The organism is Pseudomonas sp. S2_B07, from assembly GCF_054668435.1.
The window spans coordinates 176,001-193,662 of record NZ_CP162769.1; the positions used below are offsets into that span (position 1 = coordinate 176,001).

Annotated in this window: 22 protein-coding genes; 9 read left to right on the plus strand and 13 right to left on the minus strand. The window is 57.8% G+C overall.

From position 1 onward, the window contains the following. Window positions 1-2: 2 nt before the first annotated feature. The 3 genes from modB to AB4N43_RS00930 form a co-directional block, all read right to left on the minus strand. Window positions 3-683, minus strand: a complete 681-nt coding sequence (gene modB, locus AB4N43_RS00920) for a molybdate ABC transporter permease subunit (protein WP_027922981.1) — start codon at window positions 681-683, stop codon at window positions 3-5. Next, a complete protein-coding gene (gene modA, locus AB4N43_RS00925) occupies window positions 684-1,451 on the minus strand; it encodes a molybdate ABC transporter substrate-binding protein (RefSeq protein ID WP_460152839.1) in 768 nt (255 codons plus the stop codon). Window positions 1,452-1,661: 210 nt separating this feature from the next. Beyond that, window positions 1,662-2,726: an NAD(P)H-dependent flavin oxidoreductase gene (locus AB4N43_RS00930; RefSeq protein WP_027922983.1), complete on the minus strand. Its 1,065-nt coding sequence runs from the start codon at window positions 2,724-2,726 to the stop codon at window positions 1,662-1,664. 182 nt (window positions 2,727-2,908) lie between these two features. Between AB4N43_RS00930 and acuI the strand changes: the two genes are divergently transcribed. Continuing rightward, window positions 2,909-3,892, plus strand: a complete 984-nt coding sequence (acuI, locus tag AB4N43_RS00935; protein ID WP_059182884.1) for an acrylyl-CoA reductase (NADPH) — start codon at window positions 2,909-2,911, stop codon at window positions 3,890-3,892. Here acuI and ada read toward each other — a convergent pair whose 3' ends face one another. From ada to AB4N43_RS00960, 5 genes are all read right to left on the minus strand, one after another. Then, window positions 3,893-4,957, minus strand: a complete 1,065-nt coding sequence (ada, locus tag AB4N43_RS00940) for a bifunctional DNA-binding transcriptional regulator/O6-methylguanine-DNA methyltransferase Ada (RefSeq protein WP_059182885.1) — start codon at window positions 4,955-4,957, stop codon at window positions 3,893-3,895. A gap of 87 nt (window positions 4,958-5,044) precedes the next feature. After that, the gene (alkB, locus tag AB4N43_RS00945; RefSeq protein WP_027922986.1) at window positions 5,045-5,710 is read right to left on the minus strand and encodes a DNA oxidative demethylase AlkB; all 666 of its coding nucleotides are present in this window, start codon (window positions 5,708-5,710) and stop codon (window positions 5,045-5,047) included. A gap of 3 nt (window positions 5,711-5,713) precedes the next feature. Beyond that, on the minus strand, window positions 5,714-6,382 hold the full coding sequence (locus tag AB4N43_RS00950; protein ID WP_027922987.1) for a 2OG-Fe(II) oxygenase: 669 nt from the start codon (window positions 6,380-6,382) through the stop codon (window positions 5,714-5,716). Window positions 6,383-6,508: 126 nt separating this feature from the next. Next, the gene (locus AB4N43_RS00955; protein ID WP_155953714.1) at window positions 6,509-6,685 is read right to left on the minus strand and encodes a hypothetical protein; all 177 of its coding nucleotides are present in this window, start codon (window positions 6,683-6,685) and stop codon (window positions 6,509-6,511) included. Between the two features lie 29 nt (window positions 6,686-6,714). Beyond that, window positions 6,715-7,017 carry a DUF1883 domain-containing protein gene (locus tag AB4N43_RS00960; RefSeq protein WP_016984992.1) on the minus strand — a complete coding sequence of 101 codons (303 nt, stop codon included), beginning with the start codon at window positions 7,015-7,017 and terminating at the stop codon, window positions 6,715-6,717. Window positions 7,018-7,230: 213 nt separating this feature from the next. On the opposite strand from AB4N43_RS00960, the gene AB4N43_RS00965 reads away from it, so the two are divergent. Next, window positions 7,231-7,587, plus strand: coding sequence for a hypothetical protein (locus tag AB4N43_RS00965; RefSeq protein WP_027922989.1), 357 nt, complete (start codon window positions 7,231-7,233; stop codon window positions 7,585-7,587). Window positions 7,588-7,659: 72 nt separating this feature from the next. Beyond that, a complete protein-coding gene (locus AB4N43_RS00970; RefSeq protein ID WP_194940106.1) occupies window positions 7,660-7,890 on the plus strand; it encodes a hypothetical protein in 231 nt (76 codons plus the stop codon). Between the two features lie 8 nt (window positions 7,891-7,898). Here the strand turns inward: AB4N43_RS00970 and AB4N43_RS00975 are convergent, their stop codons facing one another. Then, on the minus strand, window positions 7,899-8,180 hold the full coding sequence (locus tag AB4N43_RS00975) for a hypothetical protein (protein WP_027922991.1): 282 nt from the start codon (window positions 8,178-8,180) through the stop codon (window positions 7,899-7,901). Between the two features lie 140 nt (window positions 8,181-8,320). Further along, the gene (locus AB4N43_RS00980; RefSeq protein ID WP_027922992.1) at window positions 8,321-8,512 is read right to left on the minus strand and encodes an SH3 domain-containing protein; all 192 of its coding nucleotides are present in this window, start codon (window positions 8,510-8,512) and stop codon (window positions 8,321-8,323) included. Between the two features lie 294 nt (window positions 8,513-8,806). On the opposite strand from AB4N43_RS00980, the gene galU reads away from it, so the two are divergent. After that, window positions 8,807-9,646, plus strand: coding sequence for a UTP--glucose-1-phosphate uridylyltransferase GalU (gene galU / locus AB4N43_RS00985; RefSeq protein WP_010460715.1), 840 nt, complete (start codon window positions 8,807-8,809; stop codon window positions 9,644-9,646). A 130-nt stretch (window positions 9,647-9,776) separates the two neighbouring features. Further along, complete coding sequence (gorA, locus tag AB4N43_RS00990; protein WP_027922993.1) at window positions 9,777-11,135, plus strand: glutathione-disulfide reductase; 1,359 nt, start codon at window positions 9,777-9,779, stop codon at window positions 11,133-11,135. Here gorA and AB4N43_RS00995 read toward each other — a convergent pair. Beyond that, window positions 11,132-12,142, minus strand: a complete 1,011-nt coding sequence (locus tag AB4N43_RS00995; protein WP_194940105.1) for a DNA-binding protein — start codon at window positions 12,140-12,142, stop codon at window positions 11,132-11,134. The genes gorA and AB4N43_RS00995 overlap by 4 nt on opposite strands. Before the next feature lie 178 nt (window positions 12,143-12,320). Between AB4N43_RS00995 and AB4N43_RS01000 the strand changes: the two genes are divergently transcribed. From AB4N43_RS01000 to ahpF, 3 genes are all read left to right on the plus strand, one after another. After that, window positions 12,321-13,259 carry a site-specific integrase gene (locus AB4N43_RS01000; RefSeq protein WP_027922995.1) on the plus strand — a complete coding sequence of 313 codons (939 nt, stop codon included), beginning with the start codon at window positions 12,321-12,323 and terminating at the stop codon, window positions 13,257-13,259. Between the two features lie 150 nt (window positions 13,260-13,409). Next, window positions 13,410-13,973, plus strand: coding sequence for an alkyl hydroperoxide reductase subunit C (ahpC, locus tag AB4N43_RS01005; protein ID WP_027922996.1), 564 nt, complete (start codon window positions 13,410-13,412; stop codon window positions 13,971-13,973). A gap of 139 nt (window positions 13,974-14,112) precedes the next feature. Then, entirely contained in the window at window positions 14,113-15,678 is a 1,566-nt protein-coding gene (gene ahpF / locus AB4N43_RS01010; RefSeq protein WP_027922997.1) for an alkyl hydroperoxide reductase subunit F, read from the plus strand. 88 nt (window positions 15,679-15,766) lie between these two features. Here ahpF and gloA read toward each other — a convergent pair whose 3' ends face one another. Continuing rightward, window positions 15,767-16,288, minus strand: a complete 522-nt coding sequence (gloA, locus tag AB4N43_RS01015) for a lactoylglutathione lyase (protein ID WP_007946202.1) — start codon at window positions 16,286-16,288, stop codon at window positions 15,767-15,769. A gap of 145 nt (window positions 16,289-16,433) precedes the next feature. Between gloA and AB4N43_RS01020 the strand changes: the two genes are divergently transcribed. Continuing rightward, complete coding sequence (locus AB4N43_RS01020; RefSeq protein WP_027922998.1) at window positions 16,434-16,958, plus strand: DUF4946 domain-containing protein; 525 nt, start codon at window positions 16,434-16,436, stop codon at window positions 16,956-16,958. Between the two features lie 176 nt (window positions 16,959-17,134). Here the strand turns inward: AB4N43_RS01020 and AB4N43_RS01025 are convergent, their stop codons facing one another. Further along, on the minus strand, window positions 17,135-17,500 hold the full coding sequence (locus AB4N43_RS01025; protein WP_027922999.1) for a histone-like nucleoid-structuring protein, MvaT/MvaU family: 366 nt from the start codon (window positions 17,498-17,500) through the stop codon (window positions 17,135-17,137). Between the last annotated feature and the right edge of the window lie 162 nt (window positions 17,501-17,662).

Below are 17,662 nucleotides of genomic sequence, written 5' to 3' on the forward strand. Positions count from 1 at the left end.
GATCAGCTCCAGATCGCTTTGGTTTTGCGGCTGGAGTAGAGCGCCAGCAACACCGCAAAGGAGAACACCAGCATCGCCCCGGCCAGCCAATGGGCCTGGGCGTATTCCATGGCTTCGACGTGATCGTAGATCTGCACCGACACCACGCGCGTCTTGTCCGGGATGTTGCCGCCGATCATCAAGACCACACCGAACTCACCGACGGTGTGGGCGAAGCCGAGAATCGCCGCTGTGATAAAACCCGGCCGTGCGAGCGGCAGGATCACGCTGAAGAAGGTGTCCCACGGATTGGCGCGTAAGGTCGCGGCCACTTCCAAGGGGCGAGTGCCAATGGCGGAAAAGGCGTTTTGCAGCGGTTGAACCACGAATGGCATCGAGTACAGCACCGAGCCGACGACCAACCCCGCAAAGCTGAAGGTGAGGGTGCCAAACCCCAGCGATTGGGTGAACTGACCGACAAAACCGTGAGGCCCCAGCGCCAGCAACAGATAAAAGCCAATCACCGTGGGCGGGAGGACCAAGGGCAGGGCGACGATCGCCCCGACCGGGCCGCGCAACCAGGAATGGGTGCGTGACAGCCATAACGCAATTGGAGTGCCGATGACCAACAGGATCGCAGTCGTCAGGGACGCCAGTTTGAGGGTTAGCCAGATGGCAGCGAAGTCGGCACTCGTCAGCGTCATTTAGAGTTGGTAACCATAGGATTTGATGACAGCAGCGGCTTTCGGACCCTTCAGGTATTCAACCAGTGCCTTGGCGGCCGGGTTGTCGTTGCCTTTGTTGAGGATCACCGCGTCTTGTTTGATCGGGTCATGCATGTCAGCTGGAACGATCCACGCCGAACCGCTGGTGACTTTGCCGTCTTTGTAGATCTGCGACAAGGCTACGAAGCCCAGTTCTGCGTTGCCGGTGGAGACGAATTGGTAAGCCTGGGTGATGTTCTGGCCTTCTACGATCTTATCCTTGACCTTGTCGGTCAGGCCCAGCTTGGCCAGTACCTGAGTCGCGGCCAGACCGTACGGTGCAGCTTTCGGGTTGGCAATGGACAAGTGCCGGTACTCGTTCTTCTTCAGTACTTCGCCCTTGGCGTCGACGTAACCTTCTTTGGCCGACCACAGCGCCAGGGTGCCGATGGCGTAGGTGAAGCGCGAACCCTTGACCGTGTCGCCTTCGGATTCAAGTTTTTGCGGGGTGGTGTCGTCGGCCGAGAGGAACACTTCGAACGGCGCGCCATTCTTGATCTGGGTGTAGAACTGGCCGGTGGCACCATACGCCGCGATCAGTTTGTGCCCGGTGTCTTTCTCAAAATCGGCAGCGATGACCTGGAGAGGGGCTGTGAAGTTGGCGGCGACAGCGACCTGGACTTCGTCCGCGTGCGCGGAGCCGAAAGCGAAGAGGGCGATCAGGCTGGCGAGGCAAGAAGGGGCAAAACGTGAGGCACCCATGGTCATGAAACGGCTCCGTTATAGGCAAATGCAGCAAGGAGGTGAAACGCTATATAGTCGAATATATAGCGAAATGCCTTCAAACGGAATGTGTTGGTTTATGAGTGGGGAATCGGTATTAGCCGCGCTCAACCCTGTAGCCGCGGGCGAAGCCTGCGTCCGGTTGCGCCGCCGGACGCAGCCTCGCGGGCTCGGCAGCGGCTACCGGGGATCGCTTTATCGACGGAGCAGTTTGGCCAATGCTTCATCCGCCAGGCGACGGGTCAATTCGGCTGTGGTCATTTCAGCGCTCAACCGGAACGCTTGCCCGGCCCAGAGGTTGCTGAAATCCGCTTCATCCTTGGCTCGCAACGGCATCAGCGCACCGCCGGCGAGTGGGAATTTCGGCGCTTTATCGCTGATCGGCCCGATTTCACGCATCACCCGATTGAGAATGCCGCGTGCCGGGCGGCCGGTAAAAATGTTGGTGACAGCGGTCTCGCTTTCTTTGGCCGTGCGCAATGCCTTGTAGTGAGACGCGCTGACCTTGGCTTCTGGCGTGAACAAATAAGCCGTGCCTACTTGCACCGCTGAAGCGCCCAACATGAAGGCGGCCGCAACGCCGCGCGCATCACTGATCCCGCCGGCGGCAATCACCGGCACTTTTACCGCATCGACAATCTGTGGCACCAAGGCAAACGTCCCGACCTGGCTACTCAGATCATCACTGAGAAACATCCCGCGATGACCACCGGCCTCGTAACCCATGGCGATGATGGCGTCACAGCCGTGCCGTTCGAGCCAGACAGCTTCTTCAACCGTGGTCGCCGAGGAGAGAATTTTTGCACCGGTGGCTTTCACCCGGTCCAGCAGGGACTTTTCCGGCAGGCCGAAATGAAAACTGACCACTTCAGGGCGAAACGCTTCGACGACCTCGCAGGCGGCCACATCGAACGGCGCGCGGTTTGAAACAGGTGTCGGCGCATCGAAATCGACGCCCAGTTCCCGGTAGTAAGGTTCCAGCACGTTCTTCCAGTCCCGGGCGCGTTGCTCGTCAGGGGCCGGAGGTTGATGGCAGAAATAGTTGATGTTGAACGGGCGCTGGCTGTGTTGGCGAATCGTCTTCAGCTCTTCGCGCAATTGCTCGATGGTCAGCAATGCAGCCGGCATCGAGCCCAGGCCGCCGGCGTTACTCGCGGCGATGACCATGGCCGATCCGTTGGCGCCGGCCATGGGGGCCTGGATGATCGGCAGCTCAATCCCGAGCAGGTCAAGAATGCGGGTGTCTGGCCATTGGCTCATTTCAATCTCCGACGTCAAAACAGGGCAGGACGGTTGAACCGGTTTTTTACCAGCTATCGAGGGTGAAGGGCCAGTCTACTTTTGGCTGGCCAGCGGTTTGGCTTAAAGTCTTGTACGGCGAAATGTTTCTTTATGGTATTTCAAGGGCTCCACATCCTGGTTGATTCCATTGAGAGGTAACGATGTTCAAGGGCATTTTGATCGACAAAGACGACAGCGGTTACCGGGCCACACTGCAAGAGATCAATGACGATCAACTGCCCGAAGGGAACGTAACGGTCCGCGTGGCGTACAGCACGCTGAACTTCAAGGATGGCTTGGCAATCACCGGCAGCAGCCCGGTGGTGCGAAAATTCCCGATGGTGCCGGGGATCGATCTGGCAGGTACTGTCGAAACCAGCGATCACCCGGACTACAAGGCCGGAGATCAAGTGGTCCTCAATGGCTGGGGCGTGGGCGAAGGGCATTGGGGTGGATTGGCGCAGAAGGCACGCCTGAACGGTGACTGGCTGATCCCGCTGCCAAAGGAATTTACAGCGGCCCAAGCCATGGCCATCGGTACTGCCGGTTACACGGCCATGCTGAGCATCCTGGCGCTGGAACATAACGGTGTGACGCCCGATCAAGGTGAAGTGCTGGTCACCGGTGCCAACGGCGGTGTCGGCAGTTTCGCGATCGCGCTGCTGAGCAAGCTGGGTTATCGCGTCGTCGCTTCCACCGGTCGAACTTCCGAACACGATTACCTGAAGCAGCTGGGCGCCAGTGAAATCATCGACCGTGCCACATTGTCCGCCCCCGGCAAACCGTTGGCCAAGGAGCGTTGGGCGGGGGTGATTGACTCGGTCGGCAGCCACACGTTGGCCAACGCCTGCGCCAGCACCAAGGCCAACGGCACGGTAGCGGCGTGTGGTCTGGCGCAAGGCATGGACTTCCCGGCCTCGGTCGCCCCGTTCATTCTGCGTGGCGTGAACTTGGCCGGGATCAACAGCGTGACCCAGCCCAAGGCCAGGCGCGTACTGGCCTGGAATCGACTGGCCAAGGATCTGGACTTCGCGCTGCTGCCGCTGATCAGCCATGAAATCGCTTTGAGCGAAGCCATCGATGCCGCGCCGCGCCTGCTCGCCGGGCAATTGCGCGGGCGGGTGGTGGTCGATGTGAATCGCTGATCAGCGCGTCTCGCGTTCCAGCAACAGACGCTTGCGCTCAACGCCCCAGCGATAGCCTGACAGGTTGCCGTCGCTGCGCACCACGCGGTGGCAAGGGATCGCCACCGCCAGACTGTTCGCGCCGCACGCCTGGGCCACGGCGCGCACAGCCTTGGGCGACCCGATGCGTTGGGCAATCTCGGCATAGCTCGCGGTGCGGCCAGCGGGAATTTCGCGCAAGGCTTGCCAGACACGCTCCTGGAACGCCGTGCCGCGCACGTCCAGCGGCAAATCCAGGCCAAGGGCCGGCGCTTCGATAAACCCTACGACCTGGGCGATCAGTTGCTCGAAGTCATGATCGGCGCCGATCAGGTTGGCACGCCGAAATTTGTCCTGCAGATCGCAGACCAGTTGATGCGGATCATCCCCCAGCAGAATCGCGCAAACCCCGCGTTCACTTTGCGCCACCAGAATGGCCCCCAGGGAACACTGGCCAACGGCAAAGTGGATGTCGTTGTTTTGCCCGGCAGCGCGGTAGTCGCCCGGCTTCATGCCGAGCAAGTTATCCGCCGCTTCATAGAAACGACTGTTGGAATTGAAACCAGCGTCATATAAGGCATCGGTGACCGAGCCACCACCCGCCAGACGATCACGCACCTTGCGCGAGCGATGAGCCGTGGCGTAACCCTTGGGTGTCAGCCCGGTGACGGCTTTGAACACTCGGTGGAAATGGAAGCTGCTGAGGCCCGCTGCGTCCGCCAGTTCATTGAGCGGCGGCAGATTTTCGGCGGATTCGATGTGCCGACAGGCCGCTGCCACGGTGGCCGCGTGTTGGGCGGCAACATCGCTTTGGTCTTTTGCTGCGCGTTTGCTGGGACGGTATCCCGCCGCCTGGGCTTGCTCCGGCGTGTCGAAAAACTCGACGTTCTGCGGATTCGGCAAGCGCGCCAGGCTGCTCGGGCGGCAATAAATGCCGGTGGTTTTGACCGCGTAGACAAACTGCCCGTCTGCGGCTGGATCGCGCGCTACAACGGCGGCCCAGCGAGGATCGATTTCGGTAGCTGTTTTAGTCGAATGAGTTGTCATGTCTGTAGTTCCATTGACCCGTTTCATTCAGATTAATCAGGCGAGAGGGGCGTGGCACTCCGGGTCTTGCGGTCAAATTCGAGTCTTTCAACCGGCCTTACGAAACGTGAAGTTGATCCGTTGTTCGCCCAGCTTCGGATGATGCCCGTCCTTGATCGGCAATACGCCGTGATAGCGCAAACGGTCGACGCCACCCCAGACCACAATATCGCCATGCAACAGGGGCACACGCTGGCTTTTATCGCTGCGCTCAAAACCGCCGAACAGGAACGTTGCGGGCAGCCCTAGCGATACCGAAACGATCGGCGCTGCGTAGGAACCTTCGTCTTTATCCTGGTGCAAAGACATCTTCGCGCCGGGGACATAGCGGTTGATCAGGCAGGAATCGGGAACAAAATCCGTAAATCCCGCTTCGCGTGCCGCCGCTTGTGCCAGTTCAAAAAACACCTCAGGCATTTTCGGCCAGGGTTGCCCGGTCTGCGGGTCATTGCGCGTGTAGGTGTAGCCGCTTCGGTCGGTGGTCCAGCCCAGGGCACCGCAACTGCTCAAGGCTACGGACATGGTGAAGCCGCCGGGGGTGACCATCTGCCGAAACGGCGCGACGGTCAAAACCCCCTCTAGCGCTGTCAGCAACGATTCCAGCCAGGGCAGGGCAAAGCCGCGCAAGACGCAGGCTTGTTCACCGATCTGCTCGCGCCGTAGCGGTTGTTCGGGTTCGGTGTCGGCAAACAAATCCAGGGTGAAAGGGTTCATGGTTCATAACGCATCGTGAAAAATGATTCCAAGGGTATGCCGTTTTCCGCTGTGCAGGCGACTCACGCCGTGGCGCATGTTCACTCGGTAGTAGCCGCGAACACCTTTGACCGGGCGCTGGCTGACGGCAAAGATCAAGGCATCGCCTTTCTTCAGGTCCATGACCAGAGGACGTGACTGCATGCGCGGGCGCTGTTCGGTCAGCACGAATTCGCCGCCGGTGAAATCTTCGTCGGGTTCTGACAGAAGAATCGCCACTTGCAGCGGAAAGACGTGTTCGCCGTACAGGTCCTGGTGCAGGCAGTTGTAGTCCTGCGGGCCATATTGCAGCAACAAGGGGGTCGGGCGTTCCTGACCGGCGGCATGGCAGCGCTGCAAAAAGTCTGCATGCGTCGCGGGAAAACGCGTCGGCAGGCCCATGCATTCGTGCCAGCGATTGGCAATCGGCACCAGGCTCGGGTAAAGCGCGTTGCGCAGGCGCGCGACGGGATCCGGCAGAGGGTATTTGAAGTATTTGTACTCGCCACGGCCAAAGCCGTGACGAGCCATGATCACCTGTGAACGAAAAAGCCCGGGCTGCGCGTAAAATGCGCTGATCTCGTCGCAGGATTCGGCACTCAGGAGTGATCTGATAATGGCGCAGCCATCCTGATCGAGTTGTTGCTCCAGCATGTTCTGACTCCTTAACCCAAGGTTGAGGTGGCCAGTCTAGGCAGCAGGGGCGGGGCGAACACTCCGGCGCTTGCGGTCAAACTTCAGGCGCGGAAGCAGACATCCCTGTGGCCGCTCCGGGGGCTGTTACAGTGCTTTGCTGACGCTGATCTCGCTGATGACATCGTCGCTCTGGCCATGAATGGCGTCGAGCGCGGCCTTGGCTTCTTCAGCGGTGCCGTTTTCAAGCTGGGCAAACTCGAAGCGGCGCTCACCGTTGAGTTTGTATTTGATGACGTACTTGGTCGTTTGAGCCACGGTCATACCTGCCTTGTTTCGTGTGCGGACGTTGCTCAGCTCAGTTTTGTGCTGGAGCGACGGATGATCTTGATCGAATGAGTCAGGGTCGGCTTGCGGGTCACGCTGATCGGCCGGCGGTTGACCGTGTCGATGGTGATGTTCCAGAAACCGGTGCTCGGCGCGGTAATCCGGGCCGGGAAAGTATCGAATGCGCCGCCGTGGTAGGTGTGACGACCACCATTCTTGAAGCTGCGGAAGTTGGCGTCGTTCATCAAGCGGATGTTGCACATTTGGGAGCACTGGATGACGACGATGTCGTCTTCATTGAGGTGCTCGCGCTGGTGGATAAATTTCATGAGGCGCCTCCAGAAGGGCTTTTTCTACAAAATCAAAACGATAGCATGGGCGATTGGCGCAGTTTATCAGCCCGCACAGGTTATTATCGGGTCGTCATGGTTCGCTTTGGCAATTAAAAACAGTTATTCGGCATTCTGTGGGCGATAAAAGCGGTGCGCCTCGGAGAAAATCAGCAATTGTGCTGTCCGAGGGTCTTTATCGGAGGTTTTTGTATGAAGTGGGGTGTGTTAGTCCTGCCGTTGGCGTTGGTCGTAAGTGGCTGCGCCAGCGTGACTGAGATCAACGAGACGCTGCCGACCATGAACGTGATCTCAGGAAAAAAGCCCCATGAGTATGCACAGTGCCTGGTTGAGCAACTGGCCGATAGCCGTGGTGCTTTGCAGGTTGAGCCACACAAAGACGGGGTGCGCGTGATCGTTCCGGCGAAGTTCTCGTCGGACCCGGCCGCCGTCTTTGATATTGAAGAGCGTTCCGGTGGCAGCAGCATCAAGCTGCATGAGCGCATGTCCAATGTGCCGGTACGCCCCAAGGATGTGCAGAAAGCCGCCAACGCCTGCATTTCCGGCTGATACACTAGCGACAATCTACATCGATGCCGTCAAGGCTGTGCTTTGACGGCATTGTCATTTCTGGAGTCAGGCATGAAGCGAGAGCAGGTTCGGGAGCGGCATACAGAGGGTCACATCTCTGCCACCCATGTGATTCAGAACCCGGCGAATCCAGGGGAGTGGATCGTGTTTTTCAAGAAAAGCGCCGGGCGCAGTTATTTTCTGGTGGACGATAACGACGAAGTCGAATCGTTCAGCCGTCTCGACGACCTGATCGAGACCGTGCGCGGTCTCGGGATTAAGTTTGCTGAAATTCACATGTAGCGTCGGACTTACTTGCAGACCACCAAGACACTGCGGTTCTTGAAATTGCCTACATCGACGCCAAGGGTCTTGTCGCTTTCCTTGGTTGACGGCGTGCCGTCGGTCCCGACGATTCGATAGCCGGTGCCAGCGCAGGATGCATCGGCTTTTTCGTAGCAGGTGGCCCACGAGTTGGCTTCGCCGGAGCAGTCGATGGCCAGCCCCTGTTCGCCGTTTTTCAGGTAAGCCGTTTCCGAGGTGGCGCAGCCGCTCAGGGCCAATACTGCAATCAGAGGCAAAAATTTAGTCATGTCGTTGTCGTCGTCAGGATGATGGGGCTAAGCCTGTGACAGCGCTGGCATCAAAAGGTTATAGCGAAGGGCCACTTCCCTTGCGTGTAATCACAAAAAAGCCCTGCGCGAAGCAGGGCCTGGTCAGAAACCGGTTCAGATCAAGTCTTGTCTTTGCCGCGACGTTTGGCGGGTGCTGGGTGTTCAAGCTGCAATACGGATGCCACTTCAATCGCCCGTGCTTCGGTAGGGAACGGCCCGGTGATCGTCTCGGTATCGCCGAAGTTCTTTATCCACCATTCGCCGTCTTTCTGTTTGATCAGGAACCCGTTGACGCTTTTTGCTTCCGACATCTATCTGCCTCGTTGGCTTGTTCAATTGCGCCATGATAACGCCAAATGCACCCAGAGAGTGCTGATGGGCGTATGGTGGTGCGATTGCATGTCTGGTGTGATCGCCAGTGCAGGTTCCGGGTTATCTGCTATCTATTAGAAGCTGTCGAAGGATCTGTGCAGCGATATGCGGAACTATCCGCGAGAATATTTCTCTATGTTGGCATCGGTTAGCCAGTGCGGGGCATTGTAAGGTGCACGCCGCCTGATTAGACTGCGCCGAAACTCGTACACACAGCCCTTTCAAGGACTTATATGATCAAGAAATGCTTGTTCCCAGCAGCCGGTTACGGTACTCGCTTCCTGCCAGCGACTAAAGCCATGCCCAAAGAAATGCTGCCGGTGGTAAACAAGCCACTGATCCAGTACGGCGTCGAAGAAGCTCTGGATGCCGGTTTGACCGAAATCTCCATCGTTACCGGTCGCGGCAAGCGCGCCCTGGAAGACCACTTCGACATCAGCTACGAGCTGGAAAACCAGATCAAGGGCACCGACAAAGAGAAATACCTGGTCGGTATCCGCAAGCTGCTCGACAATTGCTCGTTCTCCTATACCCGTCAGACCGAAATGAAAGGCCTGGGTCACGCGATCCTGACCGGTCGCCCGCTGATCGGTGACGAACCGTTCGCCGTGGTGCTGGCGGATGACTTGTGTGTAAACCTTGAAGGTGACGGCGTTCTGACCCAGATGGTCAAGCTGTACAAGCAGTTCCGCTGCTCGATCGTCGCCATTCAGGAAGTCGACCCACAAGAAACTCACAAGTACGGCGTGATCGCCGGTGAGATGATTCGCGATGATATCTACCGCGTTCACAGCATGGTCGAGAAACCAAAGCCGGAAGATGCACCGTCCAACCTGGCGATCATCGGTCGCTACATCCTGACCCCGGATATCTTCGACCTGATCGAACAAACCGAGCCAGGCAAGGGTGGTGAAATCCAGATCACCGACGCCCTGATGAAGCAAGCCCAGAACGGCTGCGTGATGGCCTACAAGTTCAAAGGCAAGCGTTTCGACTGTGGTGGCGCTGAAGGCTACATCGATGCGACCAACTTCTGCTTCGAGAACTTCTACAAGACTGGCAAGGCTTACTGATAGCTGTTGACTCGCTTGTATTGAAAAGCCACCTTCGGGTGGCTTTTTTATTTTCTGGCCCTATATCGTTTGCAGCACTTGCCCGGCGAACGTCTGCGGGTATGCTTGTGGACTGCCGAGGAGATTGAAAATGGCCTTTGATTTTGATTTGTACGTGATTGGCGCCGGTTCCGGTGGTGTTCGAGCTGCACGGTTTTCCGCCGGATTTGGCGCAAAAGTGGCCGTGGCCGAGAGCCGCTATCTGGGCGGTACCTGCGTGAACGTCGGCTGTGTGCCGAAGAAATTGCTCGTCTACGGTGCGCACTTCGCCGAAGACTTCGAGCAGTCTTCCGGTTTTGGCTGGACGCTGGGCGAGGCGCAGTTTGATTGGGCCACGCTGATCGCCAACAAGGACCGCGAGATCAATCGCCTGAATGGCATTTACCGCAACTTGCTGGTCAACAGCGGCGTCACCTTGCATGAAGGCCACGCCAAAATCGTCGATCCGCACACGGTCGAGATCAATGGTGAACGCCATACCGCTAAAAACATCCTGATTGCGACCGGTGGCTGGCCGCAGATCCCGGAAATCCCGGGACACGAGCATGCAATCAGCTCCAACCAGGCGTTTTTCCTCAAGGAACTGCCGAAGCGCGTTCTGGTGGTGGGCGGTGGTTACATTGCCGTTGAGTTCGCCGGTATCTTCCACGGGTTGGGTGCCAAGACCACGTTGCTGTACCGCGGTGAGTTGTTCTTGCGCGGTTTCGATGGCGCGGTGCGCAAGCATTTGCAGGAAGAATTGACCAAGCGTGGCATGGACCTGCAGTTCAACTCCGACATTGAGCGTATCGACAAGCAGCCTGATGGCAGTCTGAAGGTTGCACTCAAGGATGGTCGCGAGCTGGAAGCGGATTGTGTGTTCTACGCGACTGGCCGGCGTCCGATGCTCGACAACCTCGGGCTTGAAAACACCGGCGTCAAACTCGACAAGAAAGGCTTTGTCGAGGTCGATGAGCAGTATCAGACGGCAGAGCCGTCGATCCTGGCGCTCGGCGATGTAATCGGTCGTGTTCAGCTGACGCCGGTCGCTCTGGCCGAAGGCATGGCTGTGGCTCGACGCTTGTTCAAGCCTGAGCAATACCGCCCGGTGGATTACAAGATGATTCCGACCGCTGTGTTCAGCCTGCCGAACATTGGCACCGTTGGCTTGAGCGAGGAAGACGCTCGCGAAGCGGGCCACGAGGTGGTGATCTACGAGAGCCGTTTCCGCCCAATGAAGCTGACCCTGACTGAGTGCCAGGAGCGCACGCTGATGAAGCTGGTGGTAGAGGCTAAGACCGACAAGGTGTTGGGCTGCCACATGGTCGGGCCGGATGCTGGCGAGATCGTCCAGGGCTTGGCGATTGCCTTGAAGGCAGGGGCGACCAAGCGCGATTTCGACGAAACCATCGGCGTGCACCCGACGGCCGCCGAAGAGTTCGTCACCATGCGTACGCCTGTCGCCGGTTAATCGTCCTTGGCTGCGTCTGGCGCTGTTGCAACAGCAGCCGCCAGGCGCATGCTTTCATCGAGGCTCGCCTGAGTCTTGAGTAATTCAATTTCCAGCGCTTTATTAGCCTGCGACTGCTCGTCGACGCTCTGTTTCAGCGACTGACTTTCCAGCAGGGCGACGCGCAAGCGTTCCTGGAGGAGGGTGCGTTCGCTGTCGATGCGGTTGACCTGTTCCAGCAGTTGATCCTGCCGGCTATTGGTGTGCTTGAGTTGATCCTGCAACAGGCTCAGCTCCCTCTGGGAGCCGCGGTTTTCAGTGAACAAACGCTCATTGTCGCGGTGCAGCTGAGTGATCTCGTCCTGACGCACCATCGCGCTTTGCTGTGCCTGACGCAGCTCCATTTGAATCTGCTGCACCTGGCTTTCGTGGCGGCCTTGTTCCTGCTCGCGCTGTTCCTTGACGGCGTTGCGGTAGTGCTCCAAGGCCTCGCGGGCGTGCAGGTGCTTTTCTTCCAGTGAGCGAATCTGCTCGTCCTTGTCCTGCAAGCGCAATTCGAAACCGGCCAGTGCCTGATTCAACCCGGCATTGCGGGTTTGCTCGGTTTGCAGCATGGAGCGGGTTTCTTGTAGCGATTCGGATTCCTGGGTCAGTGCCAGGCTTTGCATCTCGTACTGCTGATGCAATTCGATATTGGCTTCCTGGGCTTCTGAAAGCTGGCTTTCCAGTGTTTTGCGCTGCTGGTCGAACTGCTCGCGAGCCTGGTCGATCGGTTCCTGGGCCTTCTCTTTCAGGCGTTGGGCCAGGCGCGACACCAGATCCGCCAGTTCGTCATCGATGGGTTCCGCCACGGGCTCGGCCCGTTCACGGCCGTCATCCAGTTCCTTCAGGTAGCGATGGATCGTGGTTTTCGAGCCGGTGTTGCCCATTTCGATCCGTACTGCATCGATGCTTGGGTTTTCGCCACGGGCGAGGATCGCCAACCGTGCCGCTTGCACCACTGCTTTATTTACGCCGCCACGAGCCATGAGTTCTCCTACGATTTCGTACTGTGGTACATGCCACTAAAGTACGCAGTGTACCATCTGAAAAATAAAGATAAATGATGTCAATATGTCATGCGGGATATACTGGTATTACCCCGTGTGATGAGCCGCACGGCACGATTGCACCCGCCAACGCGGTACGTTTTAGAGAGTTGAACCGATGACCGAGCTGGATCGATACCTACAGGCCGCCACGCGCGACAACACCCGGCGCAGCTACCGGGCAGCCATTGAGCATTTCGAAGTCACGTGGGGCGGGTTTCTGCCGGCCACCGCCGACAGCGTCGCGCGCTATCTGGTGGCGTATGCGGGGGAGTTGTCGATCAATACGCTGAAGTTGCGTCTGTCGGCGCTGGCGCAGTGGCACCACAGTCAGGGATTTCCTGATCCGACCAAGGCGCCAGTGGTGCGCAAGGTCTTCAAGGGGATTCGCGCGCTGCACCCGGCTCAGGAAAAACAGGCCGAACCGTTGCAACTGCAACATCTGGAGCAGGTGGTTGCCTGGTTGGAAAAAGAAGCGGCAGAAGCCAGGGCGCAGCAGGATCGACCGGCGCTCCTGCGGGCGCGGCGCGACATGGCGCTGATCCTCCTGGGATTCTGGCGCGGGTTTCGCAGTGATGAGCTGTGCCGTGTACAAATCGAGCACGTTCAAGCGATCGCCAGCTCTGGCATCACACTCTACTTACCGCGCACCAAGAGCGACCGCGAGAACCTCGGCAAGACCTACCAGACCCCAGCCTTGCAACGCCTTTGCCCGGTGAACGCTTACATCCAGTGGATCACCGAAGCCGCATTGGTTCGTGGGCCGGTGTTTCGAGGCATCGATCGCTGGGGGCACCTGAGCGAGGAGGGGTTGCACGCCAACAGCGTCATCCCGCTACTGCGCCAGGCCCTTGAGCGCGCCGGCATTCCCGCCGAGCACTACACCAGTCACTCCTTGCGACGCGGCTTTGCCAGTTGGGCCCATCAGAGTGGTTGGGACTTGAAGTCGTTGATGAGTTACGTGGGCTGGAAGGATATGAAGTCCGCCATGCGCTATGTTGAAGCCAGCCCGTTTCTGGGCATGGCCCGACTCGCGGAAAAGCCGTTGGCGCTGTAGATCACGTTTTCTTCTATTAATACCGTCGGCTAATAGCGAAAACAAATCACCAGCATGAGGTTTGCCAATGAGCCATCCGGGGATCGAGTGGGTAGGATTCACCCCATCAACTTGTTAACCCAACTTTTCAACCCTGACGGAGAGTCATCGATGCCTATCATCAACAGCCACGTTAAACCGTTCAAAGCTGACGCCTTCAAAAATGGCGACTTCGTAAAAGTGTCGGACGCTGACCTGAAAGGCAAATGGTCTGTCGTTTTCTTCTACCCGGCTGACTTCACCTTCGTTTGCCCGACCGAACTGGAAGACCTCGCTGACAACTACGACGCGTTCCAGAAACTGGGCGTCGAGATCTACAGCGTTTCCACCGATACCCACTTTGCCCACGCTGCCTGGCACAACACTTCGCCAGCCATCGGCAAAATCCAGTACACCATGATCGGTGACCCGACTCACGCCATCTCCCGCAACTTCGACGTGCTGATCGAAGACGCAGGCCTGGCTGACCGTGGCACCTTCGTGATCAACCCTGAAGGCCAGATCAAAATCGTTGAACTGAACGATGGCGGCGTTGGCCGCGACGCTTCCGAGCTGCTGCGCAAGATCAAGGCTGCCCAGTACGTCGCTGCTCACCCAGGCCAGGTTTGCCCGGCCAAGTGGAAAGAAGGCGAGGCCACTCTGGCGCCGTCCCTGGACCTGGTCGGCAAGATCTAAGTCTGTGAGCGCTACAACAGGGCGGTACGCCGCACCTACTCAGTAAGCTGCAACCGCCCTCAAAAACGCCCGGGCGAGATTCGCTCGGGCGTTTTTTTATGCCTGCTTTTCACGAAATACCAGAAAGGAAATCGCCCGTATGTTGGACGCCAATCTTAAAGCCCAGTTGAAATCGTACCTGGAACGGGTCACCCAGCCGATCGAGATCGTTGCCTCCCTCGACGACGGTGCGAAATCCCAGGAAATGCTCGAACTGTTGAAAGACGTTGCCAGTCTTTCCACGCAAATTACTTTGCTCGATAACGGTGATGACGCACGCAAGCCATCGTTCTCGATCAATCGCCCGGGCGCCGACATCAGCCTGCGCTTTGCCGGCCTCCCGATGGGCCACGAATTCACCTCGTTGGTGTTGGCGCTGTTGCAAGTCGGCGGCCACCCTTCGAAGGCCAGCGTTGAAGTGATCGAACAGATTCGCTCACTCAAAGGCGAGTTCAGCTTCGAGACTTACTTCTCGCTGTCCTGCCAGAACTGCCCGGACGTGGTCCAGGCGCTGAACCTGATGGCCGTGTTGAACCCCAACATCCGCCACGTCGCCATTGATGGCGCGCTGTTCCAGGCCGAAGTCGATGAGCGCCAAGTCATGGCAGTGCCAAGCATCTACCTGAACGGCGTGAACTTCGGCCAGGGCCGCATGGGCCTGGAAGAAATCCTCGCCAAGCTCGACACCAGCGGCATCGAGCGTCAAGCCGAGAAGCTCAGCGCCAAGGACGCCTTTGATGTATTGGTCGTCGGCGGTGGTCCAGCGGGTGCAGCAGCGGCGATCTATGCCGCGCGTAAAGGCATTCGCACCGGTGTCGCGGCAGAACGTTTTGGTGGGCAGGTGCTCGACACCATGGCCATCGAAAACTTCATCTCCGTGCAGGAAACCGAAGGGCCAAAACTGGCCAGCGCGCTCGAAGAACACGTCAAGCAATACGACGTCGATATCATGAACCTGCAACGCGCCACCGCGCTGATCCCGGCGAAGAATCCCGGTGAGTTGCATGAGGTCCGTTTCGAAAGCGGTGCCACACTGAAAACCAAGGCGCTGATTCTCGCCACCGGTGCGCGCTGGCGTGAAATGGGCGTGCCGGGCGAGCAGGAATACAAAGCCAAAGGCGTCTGTTTCTGCCCGCATTGCGACGGTCCGCTGTTCAAGGGTAAGCGTGTGGCGGTGATCGGCGGCGGTAATTCCGGCGTTGAAGCGGCCATCGACCTGGCCGGTATCGTCAGCCACGTCACGCTGCTGGAGTTCGACAGCAAACTGCGCGCCGATGCGGTGTTGCAACGCAAGCTGTTCAGCCTGCCGAACGTCACCGTCATTACCAGTGCCTTGACCAGTGAAGTAAAAGGTGATGGCCAGAAGGTGACCGGTCTGGTCTACAAAGATCGCGATTCGGGCGAGTTCAACACGGTCAACCTCGAAGGCATCTTCGTGCAGATCGGTTTGCTGCCTAACACCGATTGGCTCAAGGGCACCATCGAGTTGTCGCCTCGTGGCGAGATCATCGTCGATGCTCGCGGTGAAACCTCGATGCCGGGCGTGTTTGCTGCCGGTGACGTGACCACCGTGCCGTACAAGCAGATCGTGATTGCGGTGGGCGAGGGCGCCAAGGCTTCCCTGAGCGCATTCGATCACCTGATCCGGACCTCGGCCCCCGCATAAACGCCGCCGCTGAAAACACAAAACCCCATGAGTGATCATGGGGTTTTTTGTGCTTCACACACTCCTGCAGGGGTATGTTTGGTGAAGGTTAAAGCGGAGCAGGCTGAATGATTTCAACCCAGTAAGCATCCGGGTCTTTAATGAAGGCCAGGCTCTTCATGCGTCCGTCATTCAAACGCTTCTGAAAGTCACAGCCCAGCGCTTCAAAACGTTCGCACGCCGCGCGGATGTCAGGCACGGAGATGCAAATATGACCAAAACCACGCGGGTCGGTGTTGCCGTTGTGGTAGGCGAAGTCAGGGTCGTTCTCGGTGCCGTGGTTGTGGGTCAGTTCGAGAATGCCGGGAATCGACTTCATCCACTCGGTGCGGGCGGCAGCGTCGGCCGGGATCTGGTTCTTGTCGACCAGGGCGAGGAAATACAGGCTGAATTCCGCTTCTGGAAAATCGCGTTTTTCCACCAGCGAGAAACCGAGGATACGCGTGTAGAAGTCCAGGGACTTGGTGATGTCCTTGACCCGCAGCATGGTGTGGTTGAAGACGAATTTCTGGGTGGCGGTGTCAGGCTGGGCGGTGACGCCTGGGAAGGTGTTCAATTCGTGCAGGCTCATGGGCCCTCCGGAAAATAAGTGGGGCTAACGAATGGTCACAATGATACGCAAGGGCTCTGACATCACCAAACCCAAACGGTCTGCTATTGCCTGACAGGCGGGCGAGGCTCAGACTTTACGGTTCAATTCGTGAGTGTTTATTGCAATGGTTCGATTCTGTAAGCCGATGTTCGTCCTGCTGGGCCTGTTTTCAATGGTTGCCATTGCTCATGCCGAGGCGCCACAGGTGACGTGGCCCAGTGGCTGGGAAGTCGAAGCCCTTGCGCCAGACGCGGCCAATTCAGCTGTTTCCCGTCAGCGTGCGGTCAAAAACGATCAAAGCGGCACGCCAGTCATGGTCATGGAGTTGACGATGACTCAAGTCGAAAGCGGTCATCAAGTGAATGTGCAGGGCGTTTTGCTTGAGATGCGCAAAGCGGTGCAGAAAGACTTCTTTCAAAGCGGCTATCAAAGTGTCTGCAACAAAATACATCCCGCGACATTGAGCCGCCTGTCGGCGCTGGAAACAACCTGCACCATTACCCAGAACGGGCGACACGTGCTGTCGCAAACATTGGTCGGGGCGGTGGATGCCGATAAAGCCTATGTTCTTTCTTACGCAGGGCAGGCCGAGGCTTATAAGGCAAGTCAGGAAGAAATCGAGGCGGTGCGTAACAGCTTGAAACTTTAGTGTCGGGGGTTTACGTGTCAGTGGATTTTGGCGGTTTCCGACATTTTTAGATACCCAAAGGCATTAAGCATAAAGTTGATCGGTAAGTTGCGAGTTGATCCCGTCAGATCGTTGCATTTAGTGAGTATTCATGAAAAAGCCCTGCATGAGCAGGGCTTTTTGATAACCGCAAGCTGTTAGCCACGCAGCCAGGAATCAACAGTGGCTGCGCCATATTGTTCCTTCCAGGCCTTCAGGCCGCGGTGGTTGCCGCCCTTGGTTTCAATCAGTTCGCCGGTGTGCGGGTTCTGATAGACCTTGACCACGCGAGCGCGGCGGGTTTTAGGTGTTTTTGCTTGTTGCAGGCCGGATTTTGCCGGGTTCGGATCGAGGATGGCGATGATGTCACGCAGGCTTTTGCCGTAGGTTTTCATCAGCCCCTGGAGCTTTTCTTCGAATTCGATTTCTTTCTTGAGGCCGGCATCATTCTTCAGCGATTCCAGCTGCTTGAGCTGTTCCTGAAGGGCCTTTTCAGCTGCACGAAATTCAGCGAGTCTGGACAATATCTTTACTCCAATAGTGTGTTTGGCTGATACCAACCGCAAACAAAGCTATAAGCCAAGAGCCTTGAAGCGACTCGGTGATAGTGGCTCACCTGCTCATCTTGCACAGGTACGAAAAATTGTAGTAGTTAATTGGCCAAGAGTAAATCCTGACATTTTCTT